The organism is Aureimonas sp. OT7 (assembly GCF_014844055.1).
Taxonomy (GTDB): Bacteria; Pseudomonadota; Alphaproteobacteria; order Rhizobiales; family Rhizobiaceae; genus Aureimonas; species Aureimonas altamirensis_A.
This window is the reverse complement of the sequence record NZ_CP062167.1, coordinates 4022439-4041669: the sequence shown is the minus strand read 5'-3', so window position 1 is coordinate 4041669 and position 19231 is coordinate 4022439. Positions and strand designations below refer to the sequence as shown.

The window sequence follows — 19231 nt, the reverse complement described above, 5'->3', positions numbered from 1 at the left end:
CGACGTCCTCCCCGCGGGTATCACGCGGGCCGCCGCTACCAGATATCGGAAACGAGAACTCATCCATACGCGATCTATAGCGTCCCAACCAACAGTTGCATTAAACCGCTTTAAACCTTCGAAAAATTGCTCCAAACGAATAAAGCATTGCCGTCCAGCTAATTACGGGACAATTTCTCAGCAATCTGAGGTGGAAACCCGCTTATATGGCCGCAGTTTGAGCGAACCGTTGGGAAGGCGATGGGGGAATGTCGAGTTGTCTGGTTGCGAAGCTATCCCACTATCTGTCGCTAACCGATGAGGAACGGGCATTTCTGGCGCATATGGAGGGAACCCAGCTGAGCCTGCCGCGCCGCAGCACGGTGATCGGCGGGCGAACCCGCATCGGAAACGTCTTCGTCGTCCGGGAAGGATGGCTCTACGCGCACACGACGGACGTCGAGGGGCAGCAGATCATAACCGAGCTTTTCCACCCGGGAGACGTCGTCGGTATCAGCCAGCTCGGCTGCGAGCTGTCTACGCTCGTCTATACCGCCGCAACCGACCTGGAGTTGTGCCCCTTCCCCAAGGAGGGGCTGCGCGATGCCTTTGCCTACCACCCGCGGCTGGCGGCGCTGTTCTTCACCTTCGTCACGCTGGAACGCATGTCCATGCTGGACAGGCTTCGCGCCTCGACGAGCATGAACCCGCGCGACAGGGTCGCGCTCTTCCTTCTGCAGACGCGGGCGCGCCAGTCCATAACCGGCAGGCTGAAGAACGAATGGTTCCTGATGCCGCTGTCCCAGCAACTGATCGGCAATGTCGTCGGCCTGTCCATCGTGTCCGTCAACCGCGCCTTGCGTGTCCTGGAAGACCAGGGGCACCTCGCCCGGGAGGGACGGATGATGTCCCTGAAGACTTACGAGCGCCTGGCCGCCGAGGTGGACTTCACCGACCGCGACTATGAGATAGACTGCAGCTGGTTTCCCGACCGGGCCGTGGCCTGACCGGGTCCAGGATGGGGGAGGTGAGGAATGGCTGACGTCCGCGCGATCTGCGCGATCGGCCGTAGCGGGCAGCTTGGGTTGAACGGCGTCCTGCCTTGGGAGGGTGCCCGCGAGCGGCCGTTCGTCGAGGATGTCGAACGCTTCTTCGAGATCACGCGCGGCCATGTCCTCGTTGCCGGGCCGCGCACGGTGGCCTCATTTCCCGATTTCGCGAGAGCCGACAGGACCATCGTGGAAATCCGCTCCAGTGACGATCCGGCGCATGTCCTGTCCCGCTTTGCGGATCGGGTCGTCTATATCGGCGGCGGCCCGTCGGTCTGGGACGTCTATGCACCGCTGATCCGGCATTGGGACATCAACCGTGTACCCTATGACGGTCCGGCCGACCGATGGTTCGTTCCGGCGTGGCTCATTGCCGGCGGGCAAGGGCGATGAAGTTGGCGATAAGGCCGAGGCCATCCGGCGTCAGCACCGATTCCGGGTGGAACTGGATGCCATAGGTCGGATGGATGCGGTGCGAGAGCGCCATGATCTCGCCCTCCGGCGATCGCGCATCGACCGTCAGCGCCGACGCCATTTCCGGCGTTTCCTCGACGATGAGGGAATGGTAGCGCCCTGCGCGCGCCGGATTGGGCAACCCCACGAACAGCCGCTCGCCATTGTGCAGAATGTCCGAAGCCTGCCCATGCAGCGGCATCCGCGCATGCGTGACCCGGCCACCGAACGCCTCTCCGATGACCTGGTGGCCAAGGCAGACGCCGAGAATCGGCAGGTGCCCCGACAGGCGCCGCACGACCTCGGTGGAGATGCCGGCTTGCGCCGGCGTGCAGGGACCGGGCGAAATCACCACCGCGCTCGGCGCCATGTCGACGATGGCTTCGACGCTGGCGGCATCGTTGCGCAGGACGCGCATGTCCAGCCCAAGCCGCTCGAAGTAGCGCGCCACGTTGAAGACGAAGCTGTCGTAGTTGTCGATCATCACGATCATGAGCCGGCCTCGAAGGTTTCGAGAAGGCGGGACGCCTTGGCCAGGCTTTCGTCGTACTCAGCCTGCGGGTCCGAAAGGATGGTGATGCCGCCGCCCGCCGACAGGCGCGCCCGGCCGGCGGCAAGGCTTACGGTGCGGATGGCGATGTTGAAATCCATCGATCCATCGAACCCCAGATAGCCGATGCAGCCGCAATAGATGCCGCGCCGCCGCCGCTCCAGCTCCGTGATGATGTCCATGGCGCGGATTTTCGGGGCGCCGGTGATGGATCCGCCGGGAAAGCAGGCCGCCACGATGTCGAGCGCATCGAAGCCCGGACGCAGGCGCGCCGTGACGACGGACACCAGATGGTGGACGGAAGCAAAGGTTTCGAGGCCGCACAGCACCGGGGCATCGACCGTATCGGCGATCGCCACGCGGGACAGGTCGTTGCGCAGCAGATCGACGATCATGACGTTCTCCGCCCGATCCTTCACCGATGCCAGAAGCGCCTCGGCCTGCTGCCTGTCCTCCCCGGGGTCCGGCAACCGGCGCGCCGTACCCTTGATGGGCCGCGTCTCGACCGCATCGCCGGTCAGCGCCATGAACCGCTCCGGCGACGAGGAGACGACGGTCTCTCCCGGCAGTTCCAGATAGGCGGCGAAGGGCGCCGGGTTGCGTTGTCGCAGGGCGCCATGGAAGGCGAGCGCGTCGAAGCCGTCCGGCAGGTCGGCGGAGAAGCTCTGTGCGATATTCGCCTGATAGATGTCGCCTTCGTGGATATAGGCGCGCACGCGTTCGATGGCCCGTTGGTACTCGGCACGCGTGAAGTCGGACCGAAAACCTGTCACCGGTGGATTGCCTGGCAGCGGCCGCGTCTCCGCCGCCAAGGCGACCTCGATGCGATCGAACTGTCGCTCCGCCTCGTCGCGGCGCAGGGTGGCGGGCGTTTGCCTGTCGTACGCCTGCGAGAAGCCGGCGCTCGCCATGACGGCATGGCCCGATACATGGTCGAAGGTCAGCACCGTGCCGTACAGCCCGAATGCGGCGAGGCGCGCGCGATCGTCCCAGTCGGCCGGCTTTCGGAGCCTTTCGAGGCGATGCGCGAAATCGTACGAAAAAGCGCCGATCGCCGCACCGGCCAAGGCGCCCCCGTCCTCTGCCTCGATCCGGTATCGCGCCAGGAGCGCGCGCAGGGCTGCAAGGTCGCCGTCCAGCGAATCGATCTCGTAGCGCCGGAAGGGCGCGGCTGCGACGTAGGATCGCCTACCGAGCGGCGGTCCGGCGGCGGCGCTGTCCAGAAAGGCGAGGCCGCCCAGCGGACGAAGACGCCGCGCGGCCTCGAACGGGTCTGTCCCGAACAAGCGGCGTGTCCACATGGCGGTGGCTCAGCCCTCGTCCACGACGAAGATATGCAGCGTCGCCGGGCCGTGCACGCCGATAACGAGGCTGCCTTCGATGTCGGTGGTGCCGCTGGGCCCGGTCACGATCACCACGTTGCGGCTGCGGCCGAGATCGGCATGGTCGAGGAAATCGTCCAGATAGGGAAGGATGTCGCGCCGCCGGACGGCCACCAGATGGTGTAGCGGCAAGAAGGCATCCAGGACCGGCATGTGCGGGCCCGACCGGATGACGAGGCTTGCCGTTTCGGCAATGGCGGCTTCTGCCAGCGACAGGGCGGTGCGGTCGTTGACCGTATCCCGCAGGCCAATGCCGGCGGCTTCGAAATCCAGCGCCTGAAAATCCGGGGTGGGCTGTATCTTCAGCGCCGGCTCGAGGCTCATCGCGGCAAGCCGCCGGGCGACGGCGACGGGCAGGGTGGACATGTCGTCGATCCGCTCCACCGACGCACCGGGCGGCAGGCGCGCGACGGCATCCATGAACCGTGTCCCGACGTCACCGCGCGGAGTGGGAGGCCGCACGGCCTCCGGGTCGGCAAGGAGGGCGCGAGCTTCGGCGGCGATCTCTTCTGCCGGACGGGCCGGGCCGATCGCCCCTGCGATGCGCTTGAAAATGGCCTGCCGCGCACTCATGGCTTTTTCCTCCGGCGCGCGGCCTGGCTCGCCAGGAAGGATGGGCCATCGGGCGCGGGCATGTCGCGGAACTGCGTCCAGCCGCCAGCCAGCGGAAGACGCCGGATGCGCCCGTTGCCGCGCCCGAGGATACGCAAGGCGAGCGATCCGAGGCGTCCGACCGCACGATACAGGCGCGGATGGGTGGACAGGAATACCCATGCCTTGACGCCGCTACGCATGGTTGCGGGTTCCAGCCCCTCGCGCCAGCTGCGGTCGCGCCACCCCTTGATGAGCGTCGGAAGCGGGATGTCGACGGGGCACACCTCGCGGCAGCGTCCGTTGAGGGTGCAGGCTCCGACGAGATCGCGCGATTTCTCGAGCCCGTCGAAGATGGGCGTCAGGACGGCGCCCATGGGCCCGGGATAGGTGCCGCCATAGGCATGGCCGCCGATCTGGTTGAAGACCGGGCAATGGTTCATGCACGCACCGCACCGGATGCAGCGAAGCATGTCCCTCAACTCCGGGTCGGCCAGCATGCGGGTCCGGCCGTTATCCACGAGAACGATGTGGAAGGCGTCCGGACCGTCGAGGTCGCCCGGCCGTTTCGGTCCGGTATGGAAGGTCGTGTACTGGGTCAGCGCCGCGCCGGTGGCGGAGCGGACGAGCAGGCGCAGCATGGTAGCCGCATGGGCGGCGGAGGGGATGAGCTTTTCGATGCCGGCCGTCACGATATGCACGCGCGGCGGCGTCGTGGTCATTTCCGCGTTGCCCTCGTTGGTGACCGTGCAGACGGAGCCGCTGTCGGCGACGAGGAAATTGGCGCCCGATATGCCGATGTCGGCCTCGAGGAACTTGACGCGCAGGAAGCGACGGGCGGACGCGGCCATCGCCTCGGGGGTCTCCTCCCCGTGCGGGTCGTCGTGGGTGGCCTTGAACAGCTCCGAAATCTGCTCGCGCGTCTTGTGCAGCGCCGGCCAGATGATGTGGCTGGGGCGCTCGCCGGCCAGTTGCACGATATGTTCGGCAAGGTCGGTCTCGACCCGCTCGATGCCGGCTTCCGCCAGCGCATGCGGCAGCCCGATCTCCTCGCCGAGCATGGATTTGGAGCGCGTGACGCTGCGGGCGCCGGCCTCCTTGCACAGGCGCACGACCAGGTCGGCGGCCTCGTCCGCGGTGGACGCGTAATGGACATGCGCACCGCTGGCGACCGCATTCCGCTCGAACTCGGCAAGGTAGTGGCCGAGATTGGCGACGACGTGATCCTTGATGGCCTTGCCACGCTGGCGCGCCACCTGGAAATCCGGCCATTGGCCTACGATGGCCGCACGCTTGGCGCGCGCCGTGCCCGTGGTGCGGTCGATGGCCGTCTTGAGCCAGCCGTCGGCCAGGGCCTCCCCGGCGCGCGTCTTGAATGGCGGAAGCGTCGCCAGTTCGCTCATCGCCCGTCTCCCTTTTCGCCGATGGCCGGTCCGCCCGCCGCGCCCGCCAGAACCTCCACCGTATGGAAGACCCGCACGGAAGAGCCGCGCCGCTGCAGCTTGCCCGCCATGTTCATCAGGCAGCCGAGATCACCGCCGAGCAGCATCGCGGCCCCCGTACCCTCGATCGCGTCCGCCTTCTCGCCGACGATGGCGTTGGAGATTGCGGGATATTTCACGCAAAAGGTCCCGCCGAAACCGCAGCAGACGTCCGCCCCCGGCAGCGGGCGCATCTCCAACCCCTCGACGGCGGCCAGAAGGCGGCGGGGCTGGTCATGGATGCCGAGTTCGCGCAGGCCGGAGCAGGTATCGTGATAGGTGGCGCTTGTCGCCAGCGGCGGCGTCCTGGGCACGAAGTCCATCACGTCGCTGAGGAAAGTGAGCACCTCGTAGGTGCGCCCCGCCAGCGCCTCCGCCCGCGCCGCCCATTGCGGCTCCGAGGCCAGCGCCTTCGGCCATTCGTGCTTCATCGTCGCGCCGCAGGAGCCGGAAGGCACCACGACATAATCATAGTCTTCCAGAAGCGGAATCTGGTGCTTGGCCATGCGTGCTCCGCCGTCCGCATCGCCTGAATTGAAGGCGGGCTGGCCGCAGCAGGTCTGCGCCAAAGGCACCTCGACGCGCGCGCCGGCCGCTTCCAGGAGGTCGATCGTGCACTCCGCGATGCCGGGGCGCATGACGTTCACGAGGCATGTGACGAACAGCGCAACGCGGGGTGTATCGCCAGCAGGACGGTTCTGGCCTTCGGACATCTCGGGCAAGGGCTTTCCATTCCATTGGAGCGCCGCCGACAGACCGGCCCGGCGCGCTTGTCCAAGGGTTAGAACATGCGCGTGCGAATTGGAACCGTTCTGTCTTCGAGCGTGTGGCCGCGACAAAATCAAAGCTTGCGGTATCAATTAGTGATTGTGCATTGCGATGCCACATTCCATCGGGCATAATTTGCCGACCTTACGAAAGACGGTCGATGACCGATCGTCTCGCGCGGCCTCGCATCGATCAGGGCCGCCCCAACTGACGAACCAGCCTTCCCTCCGCGTATCGTCGATCGAGCGCCGAGGACGCATGTTCCGAACAGGAGGGACCGTGGGATGGCGTTCCCGGCAACACACGCATCGGGCGCAGTGCGCCTGGACCCGCAGGATTCAGACCGCATCCGCATAGGCCGGACCGTCTGCATCTTCATGATGATGTTCGTGCACGTTCAGCCCGGTGTCGCGGATAACGTGAATGCCCGCCCGGCGGAAGGTGTGTTCGATATCGTCTATTTTCTGCTGACGCGCGTCATGGGGCTGAGTTCCGTCGCGCTGCTCAGCATCGTTTCCGGCTATCTCATCGTCAGCACCATCGCCAAGATAGGCCCATTGCGGCTGTACCGGTCCAAGGCGCAGACGCTGCTGGTGCCGCTTGTCGCCTGGAATGCGGTCATGCTGGCCTGCATCGTGGGTTACGGCCTCTTGTCCGGCAAATGGGACAAGCTTCCGGCGCTCGATGCCATGGGCCTCGCCAACGCCTTCCTGGCCATAACGGAATGGCCGATGGTCGTACCGCTGTGGTTCCTGCGCGATCTGTTTGTCTGCTGCCTGTTCACGCCGATCCTTCTGGCGGGCCTGCGGCGGGCGCCTCTGGCGACGGCGGGCGCCCTGCTTCTCTTCGCGTTCTTCGGCGAACCGCTCCATCTGCTGCAGAGGCCGCCCCTGATGCTGTTCTTTGCAGCCGGGCTCTGGCTGCGGGAGAGGGGGCTGGCACGCGACGACCTCGACAGGATCGCTGCTCCGCTGTCGCTGGCGCTGCTGCCGATCGTCGCCGTTTTCCTGGTCGTCCGCATGAACCAGGGCTCGATCGTCAGCTGGAGCGAAGATGCGTCGACCGCGCTCGACATCGCACTCCGGTTCTCCATGGCTGCCGCGATCTGGCGCCTGACAGGCCTTCTGGCCACGCTGCGGTTCGGCAAGCTGTGCCGCGAACTGGAGCCTTATGTCTTCTTCGCCTTCTGCAGCCACGCCATCCTGTTCGACTATGGGCAGATTCTGCTGCGGCGGGCTTTCGGCAACTACGGGTCGGACCTCTTCCCGATCACGTTTTTCGGGCTGCCCTTCGCGGCGCTGGCGACCTCGGTCGTCGCGCTGCAGATCATCGGGCGGGTGTCGCCGCTTCTGTATCTGCTGAATGCGGGCCGCGCCGTGCCGTCATGGCCACCGCAACTGGAGCGGCCGCAGAAGCGCGCCGCCGTTTCACCAGAAGCCCGGCGGCATAGAACATGAGGAACGCGCCGACCGTATAGGGCGTGATGATGTCGATCTCCACGAAGGAGCGGATCGCGAACATCGTGACGAGCCCGAACATCAGGTGCGCGGAGGGATTGCGGGCATCCCGCGTCAGTGCCGCCAGATGCCCGAACAGCGTCCGGTACAGGAAGAACGTCATGACCAGAAGGCCGATGAAACCGAGTTCCACATACAGCTCGATATAGGTGTTGTGGAAATGGAAGCCGGTGCGTGTGGCGATGTAGAACTCGTACCAGAGGCGTTCCGCCTCCGGAAATCCCTGGACCCAGTAGGCGTAGTAGCCCGTGCCCCCCAAAGGGTTCTCGTTGCCGGCCGCAATGCCTTGCGCCCAGAGATAGGTTCGGCCCGTCAGGGTGGAATCCTTGCCGAATATCCCCAGCACGGCGTCGGCAAGCCCTGCTCCGGCCAGGACCGGGACGAGCGCCGCGACGGCAAGGATGGCGACGATCAGGATGACCCGGCGGTGACGGGGGCGAAAGGCCAGCAGAATACGCAGGCCGAAGGTTACCAGGATCGTGGCGGCCGTTGCGAGGATGGATGTCGCGGACTGCGAAGCGACCATTCCATAGGCCGAAAGCAGGACGCATGCGAGGCATCCGATGCGCCAGAGGCCCCGTTCTCCCAGAATGAACACGGCCGCGAGGCCGAAATAGACGCCGAGCGAGGCATAGAGGCCCAGCTGGTTCTTGGACGAGAAGGAGCCCACGAAGCTGTAGGTTCCGTCGAGCGCGTCGTAGCTGTAGTGGCCGAACAGGAACGAATAGACCAGCACCAGCACGACGCCGATGACGACGCCGCGCGTCAGGGTGCGGACGGAAAGCGTATTGACGGCGATCAGGGCGCACAGGGCGTGCGTCGCGAACTGGATGCTGGCGCGCGCCGTGGTGGAGAAGGCATCGGACCAGAAGGTGGACAGCAGCGCGACGGCCACGAAGGCCACGATCCACGGCGCCAGGACGACGGAGCCCAGGACCTTGCGATAGTCCACGAAGATCAGCGGCAGCCATAAGGCATAATAGGCCAGGATCGAAACCGGCCCGAAAATGGTCGAGTAGGCGAACACGAAGACCGACAGCGTCATCGCGGCGACGCCGTAGAGGCGGTTATGCTCCGGGTCGATCAGCCATGCCCTGGCAATGCGCATGGCGTTGCCGTCAGTTCACGGGGATCGCCGCAAGCGCGACCTTGACCACGTCGCCCGGCAGCACGGGCGTGTTCTCTTCCGCCGCGATTTCGCGCGGTTCGCCTTCGACCGTACGGACGATCTTGTAATCGATCCGGACATTCTCGTTGAACAGGCCGACATTGGCGACGGGGGCCTGCGCCATCGCCTCGGACACCAGGTTCTGGTTGGTGGCGAGCTGCAGGTCGGCGGCGCGGATGTCGGCTTCGACCTGCTGGCGTTCGCGGGCGATTTCCGCGGCGCGGTCGTTTTCCAGGTCGGTTGCCGATTGCTGCGCCTTGGTGATTTCCTGGCGCGCCTGCAGCAACGCCGTCTCGTAGTCGAGCAGGCGCGTTTCCAGGTCCGCCATCGTCCGCTCGACGGCCAGGAGGCGCGAGTTGACCACGAGGCCCTGATTGGACAGGTCGCCGATGCCGCTGAGCTCCTTGCGGGTCAGCTCTATCTGGCGGTTCTGCGCCACGATCTTCTTTTCCAGGGCCTCGACTTCATTGGCCAGAAGCTGCTTCAGGTCGTCCAGCGCCTCGAGCTGCAGATCCAGCCGCTTGCGCCGCGTTTCCATGATCGCCGTCTCGTCGGAGATCATGGACGCGAAGTCCGGCAGGCTCTTCAGTTCGGTGGGCGCATCGAAGTCGGTGCGGCTGGCCGCTTCCGCCTCCAGGCGTGCGCGCTTGACGATCAATCGGTTCCGGTTCGCCTCGACCACGTCATGCTCGCCCGTGGCGCGGATGACGTCGCGTTCGAGGCGCATATTGCTGTCGGTGGCGCGGCGCAGGCCGCCGGCGATGCTGACGGCCTTCAGGACCGTCAGATCGGGATCGTATGGGTAGCGGCCGGGATTCTGCGCGTCGCCGGCCACGAAGACCGGGCGGAACTCGGCCAGTTCCACCGATGCGTTCGGCCGGTCCATCAGGCCCAATGTCTGCTGGAGGTCTTCGCCGATCACGGTTGCGATTTCGGCCGGGGTTCGGCCTGCGGCCTCGATCTGGCCGATGAAGGGCAGGGAGATCGATCCGTCCGGACCGACAAGGTAGTCGCCGCCGAGGGCGCTCCAGTCGCGGACCGCACCCTCCGCGCTCTGCCATTCGACGACGCGGATGCGCAGCTTGTCCATGGCGCCGAGCTTGTAGCCGTCGCCGCTGTCCTGGGCGCTGCCCGGAAAGCAGAAGCCGGCAACGACCAGCGCGCCGGCAAGGCGGAAGAATGAGGGACGGAGCGTCAAGAAAGCCTCCAGTGCCGGCGCATGCCCGTTGGCAGGCCGGCCGATGCCGCGCGTGGCGCGGTCAGTAGCTGCCGCGCGAGGCAACGACGGCCGGAACCGTCTTGATGATGATTGCCAGATCGGTCGCAAGGGACCAGTTCTGAACGTAATGCGTGTCGAAGGCCACACGTGCGGCGTAGGACACGTCGTTGCGGCCGCTGACCTGCCAGAGGCCAGTCAGCCCGGGCCGGGACGCAAGGTAGAACTCCGCCGCCGGGCCATAGTAATCGAGCTCTTCGGATACGACAGGCCGCGGACCGACAACCGACATTTCGCCGCGCACGATGTTCAGGATCTGCGGCAGCTCGTCCAGGCTGAGCTTGCGCAGGACCTGTCCGACACGCGTTACGCGCGGGTCGTTCTGCAGCTTGCGCGTCGCCGTCCACTCTTCCAGCGCCTGGGGATCGGCGCGAAGATGCCGCTGCAGCACCTCGTCGCCGTCCTCGACCATGGTGCGGAACTTCAGGCACCGGAAGGTTTCGCCGTTTCGGCCGATCCGCTTGTGACCGTAGAGAATGCTTCCCCCGTCGCTCGCCTTCACGAGCGCCCCGATCATCAGGAACAGGGGCGCAAGCAGGATGAGCGCGATGATTGCAGCGGTAAGATCGAATGTGCGCTTGATAACCCCGCCGATCGGCGGTGTCTGCCCCTCCGACCGCGCAAAAAGACGTGCGGGCTTGCTAAGGAGCCTATCAGCCGTTCGCATGTTGCAAACTCCGAACCGAGGATGACGAACACCGGAAGCATACGCGAAACATGTTGCAGTGCAACCAGACTTTCGCGCTTTCTATCGAATTTTTCAGGAAGACCATAATTTTATTGGCGTTCACAGTGGCCCGCGAGGGCGTCCGGGCAGTTGAAACAACCGTTTCGCCTCTGTTGGAATGGCTAAAAATCAGTCAAGGCGCACCGTATAGGCCGATGAATTTGACATTTTTTTGTCACGTATCAAAACTGAATTCCATGTGTAAACGCAGTGTAAGTATATTCTAGAAAAATACTTCGATGGCGAGGAGCGATACATGACTCTCACGCAACGATCACGAATGCGAATGACTGCATATTAAATCGGTTAGCGTGCGCTGCGAAAAAAATGCTACCGAAAATTGATTATGAGGGCGCATCCATATTGATCTATGGCGCGTTTGGCCTTACGGATGGAGCATATTGAGATAAAACTTGTGTTTCTTTACTAACCTTAGAAGACCGCTGTTGAGGAAAGACAGCCGCGCTGCCGGGAGCAGCCAGGGCCTTACCGGCCCAAGGAAAGCGGCGCAAATGTTGAACCTGCATCGTTCTTCGCCACGATGATGGTATTCTAATCATGTCGTTCGTTCTATTTCTACGTGGCATGTTGCTGGCTCTTTCGGCCTTCGCCATCGCGATGTACTGGTTGACGGGCTCTGCATGGACGGCGCTGGTTCAGACGCTTGTTTGCGCGCTCATCATCCAGGTTGGTTACTTCGTAGGCGTATTGTTCCTTGTATGGCGGTCAGGCAACGTCGCCAAGGACGGGCACCGTCTCGATCCGCAGGCCGACGCCCATAAGGTCAGGTCCGACGTCTTTCACAATCATTTCTGATTGCCGCGTGCGCCTGGTCGGCAAGGGTACTTGAAGTCGCCACGTTTCCGGGTCAGCCTTTTGGTCGAACACGATCGGAAAAGCTGAAGGCGGAATCCGTTTATGGATCACAAGTTGAAGGTCGCAGTGATTATCGCTGCGATGAACGCTTCCGCGACAATCACCCGGGCCATAATCTCGGCATTGGCAGACCAGAACGTCGCAGAAGTCATCGTTGTCGACGACGCGTCGTCGGACGATACGGCCGCCGTTGCGCGTGCGGCGGATGACGGGTCCAACCGGCTGACCGTGCTTGTGCAGCCCGTTAATGCCGGGCCGGCCGCAGCCCGCAACAGGGCGGTAGATGCCTCATCCTCGCCGTTGATCGCAGTTCTGGATGCGGATGATTTCCTGTTGCCGGGCCGCTTCGATGCCCTTCTTGCCGAAGACGAGTGGGATTTTGCCGCCGACGACATCCTGTTCGTGCCGGCGGACCGCGCCCTCGATCCCTTGCCCACGATCACGGCCGACAAGCGCCCGGCAAGCACCCTCGGTGCGGCCGGGTTCATCGACGGCAACATATCCCGCCGCGGCCGCTCTCGCGGGGAAATCGGCTTCCTCAAGCCGGTCATGCGGCGAAGCTTCCTGGAGGCCCATGGGCTGCGCTACCGGGAGCAATTGCGCCTCGGTGAAGATTACGAGTTCTATGTGCGGGCGCTGCTGGCCGGGGCTCGGTACAAGGTGGTCCATCATTGCGGCTACGCTGCGGTCGTGCGGGCCGATTCGCTGAGCGGTCGGCATCGGACGGAGGATCTTCGGCTTCTGTGGCAGGCCGATCTTGCGTTGCTTGCCCTGCCGATGGACCCGGATGTACGCGGTGCCCTCGAGCGTCATGCCGGCCATATCCGCAAGCGCTACGAGCTTCGACGGTTCCTCGACGAAAAGGCCGCGGATGGCCTCGTGCGGGCGGGAATTGCCGGTCTTTCCCGGCCCAGGACACTGCCGGGCATCGCCTCCGGAATCGCCTCGGACAAGCTGGAAACGCTTCTTCGCCGCCTGGACCGTCGCCCCGCCGAACTGCCGCGCCACAGACAGCTATCCGAGGGATGGCGCGTCGGCTGACGACCGTCGGTCACTGCTTGCGGAATTTCGAAAGGCAAAGCCGGGCGGCGCTGCGCAGGATGGCGGGGTCGGTCCGGGCCCAGCGTGCCAGGAGCCCAAGCTGCGGCGCCTTTCCGCGTCTCGATCGCGCGACCTGTCCCCACAAGGCCTCGCGGCGCGCCCGTTCCGAGCGTTCGGCCAGGGCTGCCGAGCCGGCATCGTCGGCCGTGGCGCGCCGGGACAGGAGCTTCAATGCGCGCACGGTGTTGTACTGCTGCGCCAGGTACGACGGCGCGGTGTTCGTGATCCCGTGGAAAATGTTCGCGCCCTCGCCTCTGATGGCACCCGAATGTCCCGACAGTATGGTGCGCCGCGCCATCGAGACGCTTTCGTTCATGAAGAGGATATCTTCGGCGGCCAGTCTCAACTCCGGATCGAACCGGACGGTGCGAAACACAAGCGGGGTCATGACCATGCAGGACAGATGCAGGTAGGACCAGTCTTCCAGCATGCGTGAGGCAAGCCCATCCGCAGCAAGCGTCAGCGGTTCATGCGACAGGGCGGTGAAACCGGGCTTGCCCTCCAGGGCGTCGACCGTCGAATGATAATCGAAGCCCTCTCCACCGGCGATGGTGGCGAAGCAGCAATCAGCCTCGAACCGGTCCATGGCGTCGAGTGCGGCTGCGAGATGCCCGGAATGCCAGACATCGTCCGAATCGAGGAATGCGACATGGGTAGTATCGTCCGGAACCCGGTCCAGGCCGGTGTTGCGTGCGCCGCCGGGCCCGGCATTGGCTTGTCGCACCAGTGTCACCCGCGCCTGCTCCGATGGCACCCGGCTGAGGATTTCGGGCTCGGCCGGAACGGGCGAGGCGTCGTCCACGACGATCACGGACGGCAGGACGCCGGACTGCCCGAAAACGGAATCGAGAGCCCGGGACAGGATGCCCGTCTGTTTCTGGTAGAACGGTATGACGACGGTTACCGATGGCACGTCCAACCCTTTCCATGCTAATCTTCGCCGGCTTGTGTTGCAGCGCACCAAACTGTCGCAGGCCTGGTCCCGGATGGCAATGTCGGCGAAATCAAGGGTTGCATCCGCCCGAGAATATAACGATCTTCCGCACCGCACGACGCTTCGCCGTGACAGCTCCTGTCACAATCTGCCCGCATTCGCGGGCGAGTGATGTCCGCCGCGCCGCAGCATGGCGAGCGATTTTTGCCTGCACGGACGGACGGCGGACTGCAAACGATAAGGTGGCGTGATGAAAACGCACATAAACCACAAGGCGCAGTCTTTCGATACGAATCCGCAGGCCGAGGACAGCTCGCGGCTGCATCTTGACGAGGCAGCAGGCACGCCCGAGGGAAAGGCCTACCCCGCATATTTCCACGGCATGGGATTTGCCGTCGGAGCGGTCGGCCCGACCGGGGAGGGGTGAGCGTTCCTGCCAGACAAGGAGCCTGCGCTATGCGCATCCTGACGCTCGCAGCATTGATCTTCGCCGCTCCGACTGCCGCTCTGGCGGCCGGGGCGGACGGCAACGGTGCCTCCTTCGTGGAGGATTTCGACCGGCTGGACCTGAAGCGCTGGTATGTTTCCGACGGCTGGGCCAACGGCGATCACCAGAATTGTACGTGGTCCAAACGCCAGGTTGGCATTTCAAACGGCACGTTGCGGCTCGCCTTCGAGCAGCGCCGGGCCGGCGACAGGGATTACGCCTGCGGAGAAATCCAGACCCGCGGTGAATTCAAGTACGGCGCCTATGAAGTTCGCATGAAGCCGGTTGCCGGCTCCGGCCTCAACTCGTCGCTGTTCACCTATATCGGCCCGACGCACGGCAAGCCCCACGACGAGATCGACTTCGAGTTTCTCGGCAAGGATCCCTCGCAGGTCCAGCTCAACCAGTATGTCGATGGCGTCGGCAACAACGAGAAACTGGTGGATGTAGCCGGCGGCGCGGACAGCGCCTTCAATGACTATGCCTTCATCTGGGAGCCCGAGCGTATCCGCTGGTTCATCAATGGCGAGCTCGTCCACACCGCGGATGACCCAGCAAAGCTGCCGCAGAATGCCCAGAAGATCTATCTCGCACTCTGGGGAAGCGACACGCTGACGGGGTGGATGGGCGCCTTCCAGGATGAGGGGCGCAAGGTCATGGAAGTCGACAGGGTATCCTTTACCGCACAGGGAGACGCCTGCCAGTACCCCCAATCCATAGTCTGCCGGATCGAGGAAGCGGGCACGCAATAGGCGCCAGCGATGATTGCTGTGGTGCAGCAATTTTGTTGCAATGCCACATTATTCGACTTAGCCTCCAAATCCGCTGGTTGCACGGGGTTCGCACGGCATGCCTACGATCCTTTATCTCGTCCACGATCTTTCCGATCCGGCTGTCGCGCGGCGCGTGACCATGCTGGAAGCCGGCGGCGCCCGCGTCCAGACGGCCGGATTCTGCCGGGCGGAGGTTCCGGAGCGGATCGGGGCGGGCCGCCCGATAATGCTGGGGGCGACGGCCGATGGCGACTTCCGGCAACGACTTGCCATGGTGGCGACCGCCGCGCTGGGCCTGCGCCGCATGCTCGGCGATGTTTCGCGCCCGGACGTGATCGTTGCCCGCACTCTGGAAATGCTGGCCCTTGCCCGTCGTGCAACCGGGTTTTACCGGCCGCGGCCCGCGCTGGTGTATGAGAGCCTCGATATCCACCGCCTGCTTCTGGGCGACGGGCTGAAAAGCCGGGCGATGCGGGCCGTCGAACGCGCGCTCGTCAGCGATGCGGCGCTGCTGATGACCAGTTCGCCCGCCTTCGTGCGCGAGTATTTCGAGCTGCGACAGGGCATGACGCTGCCGACCCTTCTGCTTGAGAACAAGGTCCTGGACCTTGGCGGGGACGAAGTGCCGGCCGGCACTGAACCGCGTTGCCCACCGTCGGGCCAGCCGTGGACCATCGGCTGGTTCGGCGCCCTGCGCTGCCGCAACTCGCTCGATATCCTGTCGCGCCTGACACGGATGGCCGAAGGGCGCATCGAAGTCGTGCTGCGCGGCAGGCCGGCCCTGCGCGAGTTCGACGATTTCCACGGCCGCGTCGCCAAGGAACCCTTCATCCGCTTCGAAGGCCCTTATCGCAACCCCGACGACCTGTCCGCCATTTACGGCGAGGTACACTTTGCCTGGGCGATCGATTACTTCGAAGCCGGGCTGAATTCCGATTGGCTGCTGCCCAACCGCCTGTACGAAAGCTGCCTGCATGGCGTGGTGCCGATAGCCCTGTCGGCCACGGAAACCGGGCGTACGCTGGCACGCCGGGACATCGGCATCCGTATCGACGCGGCGACGCCGGAGGCCTTGCTGGCGGCATTGCCGCTGAATGAGGAAGGCTACGCGGCGGAGCGGGCCCGGGTGACTGCAAGTCCACGCTCTTTCTGGGTATGCGGCCCGCGCGAATGCACGGCACTGGTGGCGCGCCTGGCGGCGCTGCCCGGCGAAGCGCGGCGCAAGGGGCGCGCAATGATGGAGGCCGCCGGCTGATGCGCTGCCTGATCGTCGTGCCGTGCCTGAACGAACAGGCCCATATCGGCCCGCTGCTCGACCGCCTGGATGCGGCAGCGGCGCGCCTCGACGCGCGGATCGTCGTGGCCGACGGCGGTAGTACGGATGGCACGCTCGATAGTCTCCAGGCGCGCGCCGGAGGGCGCATCGCGTTCTTCCACAACGCCCGGCGCATCCAGAGCGCCGGGATCAACGAAGCCGTGGCACGCTATGGCGACGGTTTCGACTGGCTGATGAGGATCGACGCCCACGGCGACTATCCCGACGATTTCGTCGACAGCGTGCTGGCCGATGCCGAGGCGACCGGGGCGGATTCCGTCGTCGTCGCCATGGTGACGCAGGGCAAGGGCACCCGTCAGCGCGCGGCCGCACTGGCGCAGAATTCGCGCCTGGGCAATGGCGGGTCGGCGCACCGGGCCGGCGGCGGCGGGGCCTTCGTGGACCATGGGCATCATGCCGCCATGCGCATATCCGCCTTCCGGGCCGTCGGCGGCTACGACGAAAGCTTCAGCCACAATGAGGATGCCGAGCTGGATCACCGCCTGCGGGCGGCCGGCTATCGCATCTGGATGACGGACCGGACGCGAATGACCTATTATCCGCGCGCCAGCCTTCGGGCCCTTGCGCGGCAATACTTCGGCTACGGCAGGGGCCGCGCAATGAACCTGATGAAGCATCGTGGCCGACCGCGCCTGCGCCAACTGGTGCCGGTTTTCGTTGCGCCGGTGCTGGCCATGGCCTTGCTGGCCCCGGTAGCATGGGTATTTGCACTGCCGGCGCTTTGCTATCTGCTGCTCTGCATCGGCTATGGTGCGGCTTTGGGCTTCCGGCAGGGCCGCCCGGGCGAAGGCGTGCTTGCCGGCCTTTCGGCCGTCATTATGCACGCGGCATGGTCCGCCGGTTTCTGGGCGGCGCTGGTCCGGCCTGCGCGTCGCCGGGAGGTGCCGGCATGATCGAGGATCGGACCGTTGTCGATATCGGCATGTGCACGTTCCGCCGGCCCGAACTGGCCGAGGCGCTGGCATCCCTGCAAGGGCTTACCATCCCGGATGGCGTGGAGCTGCATGTCATCGTGGCGGACAACGACACGGAGCCTACCGCGCGCCCCATCGTCGAAGCCTTCGCGCAGGCATCCCGTCACCGCGTCAGTTACGTCCATGCGCCGGCCGCAAACATATCCATCGCACGCAATGCCTGCCTCGATACGGCGTCGGGACGCTACATCGCCTTTATCGACGATGACGAAACGGCCCATCCCGGCTGGATCGCGGCACTACTGAATGTGGCGCGCCGGCAGCGCGCGGCGGCCGTTCTGGGGCCCGTGGAAGCGATCTACGGCGAGGATGCGCCGCGCTGGATGCGGCAAGCCGATCTCCATTCGACCCTGCCCGTCTATGTCGATGGACGGATCGTGACCGGCTACACCTGCAACGTCCTCCTGGACCGCGAGGCCGCCTGCGTGGCAGGACGACGCTTCGATCTTTCCCTCGGCCGGACGGGCGGCGAGGATACCGACTTCTTCACCGGCCTCACCCGCGACGGCGGGCGCATCGCCTATGCGCCGGAAGCCCTCGTCCGGGAAGCGGTGCCGAAAGCGCGCGCAACTTTCGGATGGCTTGCGCGTCGCCGGTTCCGCATGGGGCAGACCCATGCGCGTATCGTCATCGGGCCGGGCTCCGCGGCCCGCCAGGCCGGCCAGATGGCGCGTGCCGCAGCCAAGGCCGGGTGGTGCTGGGCGATGGCCGCCGCGACGTTTCCGGCTACGGCGTCGAGCCGCCGGCATGCCCTGCGCGGCACATTGCACGCGGGCGCGGTGGTCGGCCTTCTGGGCGTGCGCGAGCGCGAGCATTACGGAACGGCGCAGCATGGCGGGGAGACGCCCGATGCGGCCTGACGTCACCTTTATCATCGCCGCGTGGAAGGCTGCCGACACACTGCCCGCCGCACTGCATTCGGCGCTGGCGCAGCAGGGTGTCGACGTCGAGTGCGTCGTCGCGGACGACTGCTCCGGCGACGGTACGGCCGATGCGGCGCGTGCCTTGAACGACGCGCGGATCAAGGTCGTCTCGCTCGACAGGAACGGTGGTCCCGGCGCAGCGCGCAACGCCGCGATGCGGCTGGCGACGGGACGTTGGCTGGCGGTCCTGGATTGCGACGACAGTGTCCGCCCGGACAGGCTGGCCCGCATGATCGCCAGGGGCGAAAGGTTGGACGCGGCCATCGTGGTCGACAACATCGAGATCGCCGAGAACGGCCGCTCCCATCCGATGTTCCCCGAAGCACTTCTACAACGCACGCCGGACATCTCGCTGGAAGCGTTCATCCTGTCCAACCGCATGTTCCGCAGCCGCTTCAATTTCGGGTACATGAAGCCGATCGTGCGCCATGATTTCGTACGGCAGCACGACATCCGGTATCCGGACGGCTTGCGGATCGGCGAGGATTTCATCTTCCTGGCCAGCGCCATGGCGCATGGCGGACGCTGCGTCGTGGAGCCCCAGGCCGGCTATGTCTACGCCGTGCGCCAGGGCTCGATCTCGCGTGTCCTGCACGCCCATCACGTAAAGGCGCTGATTGCCGCCGACGCGGCCTTTCTTGCGGGGCATCGGCTGTCCGGCCCCGACCGTGCCGCAATGGCGGCGCATCGCAAGAGCCTCGACGATGCGGCCGCCTTCCTTGAAGTCGTGCGGCACATCAAGGATAGATCTATCGTCGGAGCCCTTCGTCAGGGCCTGGCGAACCCCATGGCGCTGGCTCATCTGCGCATGCCCATCGCCGCGCGCCTGCAACGGCTGGCGCGTCCGGCAGCCGGCTGAGGCGCGGATGAAACAGAACGATAAGAA

General features: G+C 65.1%; 19 protein-coding genes and 1 pseudogene. 11 read left to right on the top strand and 9 right to left on the bottom strand.

What is annotated here, in order from left to right; all coding sequences use genetic code 11:
• Positions 1–248: 248 nt before the first annotated feature.
• Both IGS74_RS19360 and IGS74_RS19355 read left to right on the top strand, forming a co-directional pair.
• Positions 249–986 carry a Crp/Fnr family transcriptional regulator gene (locus IGS74_RS19360; protein WP_192388366.1) on the top strand — a complete coding sequence of 246 codons (738 nt, stop codon included), beginning with the start codon at positions 249–251 and terminating at the stop codon, positions 984–986.
• Between the two features lie 27 nt (positions 987–1013).
• Positions 1014–1421, top strand: a complete 408-nt coding sequence (locus tag IGS74_RS19355; protein ID WP_192388365.1) for a dihydrofolate reductase — start codon at positions 1014–1016, stop codon at positions 1419–1421.
• Here the strand turns inward: IGS74_RS19355 and IGS74_RS19350 are convergent.
• The 5 genes from IGS74_RS19350 to IGS74_RS19330 are packed head-to-tail and all read right to left on the bottom strand — an operon-like array spanning position 1396 to position 6198.
• Positions 1396–1974 carry an aminodeoxychorismate/anthranilate synthase component II gene (locus IGS74_RS19350; RefSeq protein WP_192388364.1) on the bottom strand — a complete coding sequence of 193 codons (579 nt, stop codon included), beginning with the start codon at positions 1972–1974 and terminating at the stop codon, positions 1396–1398. The genes IGS74_RS19355 and IGS74_RS19350 overlap by 26 nt on opposite strands.
• Entirely contained in the window at positions 1971–3332 is a 1362-nt protein-coding gene (pabB, locus tag IGS74_RS19345) for an aminodeoxychorismate synthase component I (protein ID WP_192388363.1), read from the bottom strand. The genes IGS74_RS19350 and pabB overlap by 4 nt, the downstream gene beginning before the upstream one ends.
• A gap of 9 nt (positions 3333–3341) precedes the next feature.
• Positions 3342–3986 (bottom strand): LUD domain-containing protein, encoded by a 645-nt coding sequence (locus IGS74_RS19340; protein WP_192388361.1) that lies wholly within the window; start codon positions 3984–3986, stop codon positions 3342–3344.
• Complete coding sequence (locus tag IGS74_RS19335) at positions 3983–5407, bottom strand: LutB/LldF family L-lactate oxidation iron-sulfur protein (protein ID WP_192388359.1); 1425 nt, start codon at positions 5405–5407, stop codon at positions 3983–3985. The genes IGS74_RS19340 and IGS74_RS19335 overlap by 4 nt, the downstream gene beginning before the upstream one ends.
• A complete protein-coding gene (locus IGS74_RS19330) occupies positions 5404–6198 on the bottom strand; it encodes a (Fe-S)-binding protein (RefSeq protein WP_192391893.1) in 795 nt (264 codons plus the stop codon). Before IGS74_RS19330 ends, IGS74_RS19335 begins: the two co-directional genes overlap by 4 nt.
• Positions 6199–6537: 339 nt before the next feature.
• On the opposite strand from IGS74_RS19330, the pseudogene IGS74_RS20375 reads away from it, so the two are divergent.
• Positions 6538–7554: pseudogene (locus tag IGS74_RS20375) on the top strand (acyltransferase); the annotation flags it as partial.
• Between the two features lie 25 nt (positions 7555–7579).
• On the opposite strand, the gene IGS74_RS19325 reads toward IGS74_RS20375, so the two are convergent.
• From IGS74_RS19325 to IGS74_RS19315, 3 genes are all read right to left on the bottom strand, one after another.
• Complete coding sequence (locus IGS74_RS19325; RefSeq protein WP_192388357.1) at positions 7580–8878, bottom strand: O-antigen ligase; 1299 nt, start codon at positions 8876–8878, stop codon at positions 7580–7582.
• 10 nt (positions 8879–8888) lie between these two features.
• Positions 8889–10136, bottom strand: a complete 1248-nt coding sequence (locus IGS74_RS19320) for a polysaccharide biosynthesis/export family protein (protein ID WP_246722740.1) — start codon at positions 10134–10136, stop codon at positions 8889–8891.
• Positions 10137–10197: 61 nt separating this feature from the next.
• Positions 10198–10881, bottom strand: a complete 684-nt coding sequence (locus IGS74_RS19315) for a sugar transferase (RefSeq protein WP_192388355.1) — start codon at positions 10879–10881, stop codon at positions 10198–10200.
• Between the two features lie 618 nt (positions 10882–11499).
• Here IGS74_RS19315 and IGS74_RS19310 point away from each other — a divergent pair.
• Together IGS74_RS19310 and IGS74_RS19305 are read left to right on the top strand one after the other, a co-directional pair.
• Positions 11500–11757 (top strand): exopolysaccharide production repressor protein, encoded by a 258-nt coding sequence (locus tag IGS74_RS19310; protein ID WP_192388353.1) that lies wholly within the window; start codon positions 11500–11502, stop codon positions 11755–11757.
• A 102-nt stretch (positions 11758–11859) separates the two neighbouring features.
• Positions 11860–12858 (top strand): glycosyltransferase family A protein, encoded by a 999-nt coding sequence (locus tag IGS74_RS19305; RefSeq protein WP_192388351.1) that lies wholly within the window; start codon positions 11860–11862, stop codon positions 12856–12858.
• A 10-nt stretch (positions 12859–12868) separates the two neighbouring features.
• Here IGS74_RS19305 and IGS74_RS19300 read toward each other — a convergent pair whose 3' ends face one another.
• Complete coding sequence (locus IGS74_RS19300; protein WP_192388349.1) at positions 12869–13831, bottom strand: glycosyltransferase family 2 protein; 963 nt, start codon at positions 13829–13831, stop codon at positions 12869–12871.
• Positions 13832–14102: 271 nt separating this feature from the next.
• Between IGS74_RS19300 and IGS74_RS19295 the strand changes: the two genes are divergently transcribed.
• The 6 genes from IGS74_RS19295 (at position 14103) to IGS74_RS19270 (ending at position 19204) form a co-directional block, all read left to right on the top strand.
• Positions 14103–14279, top strand: a complete 177-nt coding sequence (locus IGS74_RS19295; protein ID WP_156122419.1) for a hypothetical protein — start codon at positions 14103–14105, stop codon at positions 14277–14279.
• Positions 14280–14308: 29 nt separating this feature from the next.
• Complete coding sequence (locus tag IGS74_RS19290; protein WP_192388347.1) at positions 14309–15091, top strand: glycoside hydrolase family 16 protein; 783 nt, start codon at positions 14309–14311, stop codon at positions 15089–15091.
• A 97-nt stretch (positions 15092–15188) separates the two neighbouring features.
• Positions 15189–16367, top strand: a complete 1179-nt coding sequence (locus IGS74_RS19285) for a glycosyltransferase (protein ID WP_192388345.1) — start codon at positions 15189–15191, stop codon at positions 16365–16367.
• Entirely contained in the window at positions 16367–17341 is a 975-nt protein-coding gene (locus tag IGS74_RS19280) for a glycosyltransferase family 2 protein (protein ID WP_192388343.1), read from the top strand. The genes IGS74_RS19285 and IGS74_RS19280 overlap by 1 nt, the downstream gene beginning before the upstream one ends.
• Positions 17338–18282, top strand: a complete 945-nt coding sequence (locus tag IGS74_RS19275; RefSeq protein WP_192388341.1) for a glycosyltransferase family 2 protein — start codon at positions 17338–17340, stop codon at positions 18280–18282. The genes IGS74_RS19280 and IGS74_RS19275 overlap by 4 nt, the downstream gene beginning before the upstream one ends.
• Positions 18272–19204, top strand: coding sequence for a glycosyltransferase family 2 protein (locus IGS74_RS19270; RefSeq protein ID WP_192388339.1), 933 nt, complete (start codon positions 18272–18274; stop codon positions 19202–19204). Before IGS74_RS19275 ends, IGS74_RS19270 begins: the two co-directional genes overlap by 11 nt.
• Positions 19205–19231: the final 27 nt, after the last annotated feature.

What these genes read in the sequence shown, in the direction of transcription:
- IGS74_RS19360 (WP_192388366.1), top strand. Translation starts at nt 249, where the DNA reads ATGTCGAGTTGTCTGGTTGCGAAGCTATCCCACTATCTGTCGCTAACC.
- IGS74_RS19305 (WP_192388351.1), top strand. Translation starts at nt 11,860, where the DNA reads ATGGATCACAAGTTGAAGGTCGCAGTGATTATCGCTGCGATGAACGCT.
- IGS74_RS19280 (WP_192388343.1), top strand. Translation starts at nt 16,367, where the DNA reads ATGCGCTGCCTGATCGTCGTGCCGTGCCTGAACGAACAGGCCCATATC.
- IGS74_RS19310 (WP_192388353.1), top strand. Translation starts at nt 11,500, where the DNA reads ATGTCGTTCGTTCTATTTCTACGTGGCATGTTGCTGGCTCTTTCGGCC.
- IGS74_RS19355 (WP_192388365.1), top strand. Translation starts at nt 1,014, where the DNA reads ATGGCTGACGTCCGCGCGATCTGCGCGATCGGCCGTAGCGGGCAGCTT.
- IGS74_RS19270 (WP_192388339.1), top strand. Translation starts at nt 18,272, where the DNA reads ATGCGGCCTGACGTCACCTTTATCATCGCCGCGTGGAAGGCTGCCGAC.
- IGS74_RS19330 (WP_192391893.1), bottom strand. Translation starts at nt 6,198, where the DNA reads ATGTCCGAAGGCCAGAACCGTCCTGCTGGCGATACACCCCGCGTTGCG.
- IGS74_RS19340 (WP_192388361.1), bottom strand. Translation starts at nt 3,986, where the DNA reads ATGAGTGCGCGGCAGGCCATTTTCAAGCGCATCGCAGGGGCGATCGGC.
- IGS74_RS19290 (WP_192388347.1), top strand. Translation starts at nt 14,309, where the DNA reads ATGCGCATCCTGACGCTCGCAGCATTGATCTTCGCCGCTCCGACTGCC.
- IGS74_RS19350 (WP_192388364.1), bottom strand. Translation starts at nt 1,974, where the DNA reads ATGATCGTGATGATCGACAACTACGACAGCTTCGTCTTCAACGTGGCG.
- IGS74_RS19295 (WP_156122419.1), top strand. Translation starts at nt 14,103, where the DNA reads ATGAAAACGCACATAAACCACAAGGCGCAGTCTTTCGATACGAATCCG.
- pabB (WP_192388363.1), bottom strand. Translation starts at nt 3,332, where the DNA reads ATGTGGACACGCCGCTTGTTCGGGACAGACCCGTTCGAGGCCGCGCGG.
- IGS74_RS19325 (WP_192388357.1), bottom strand. Translation starts at nt 8,878, where the DNA reads ATGCGCATTGCCAGGGCATGGCTGATCGACCCGGAGCATAACCGCCTC.
- IGS74_RS19335 (WP_192388359.1), bottom strand. Translation starts at nt 5,407, where the DNA reads ATGAGCGAACTGGCGACGCTTCCGCCATTCAAGACGCGCGCCGGGGAG.
- IGS74_RS19315 (WP_192388355.1), bottom strand. Translation starts at nt 10,881, where the DNA reads ATGCGAACGGCTGATAGGCTCCTTAGCAAGCCCGCACGTCTTTTTGCG.
- IGS74_RS19275 (WP_192388341.1), top strand. Translation starts at nt 17,338, where the DNA reads ATGATCGAGGATCGGACCGTTGTCGATATCGGCATGTGCACGTTCCGC.
- IGS74_RS19285 (WP_192388345.1), top strand. Translation starts at nt 15,189, where the DNA reads ATGCCTACGATCCTTTATCTCGTCCACGATCTTTCCGATCCGGCTGTC.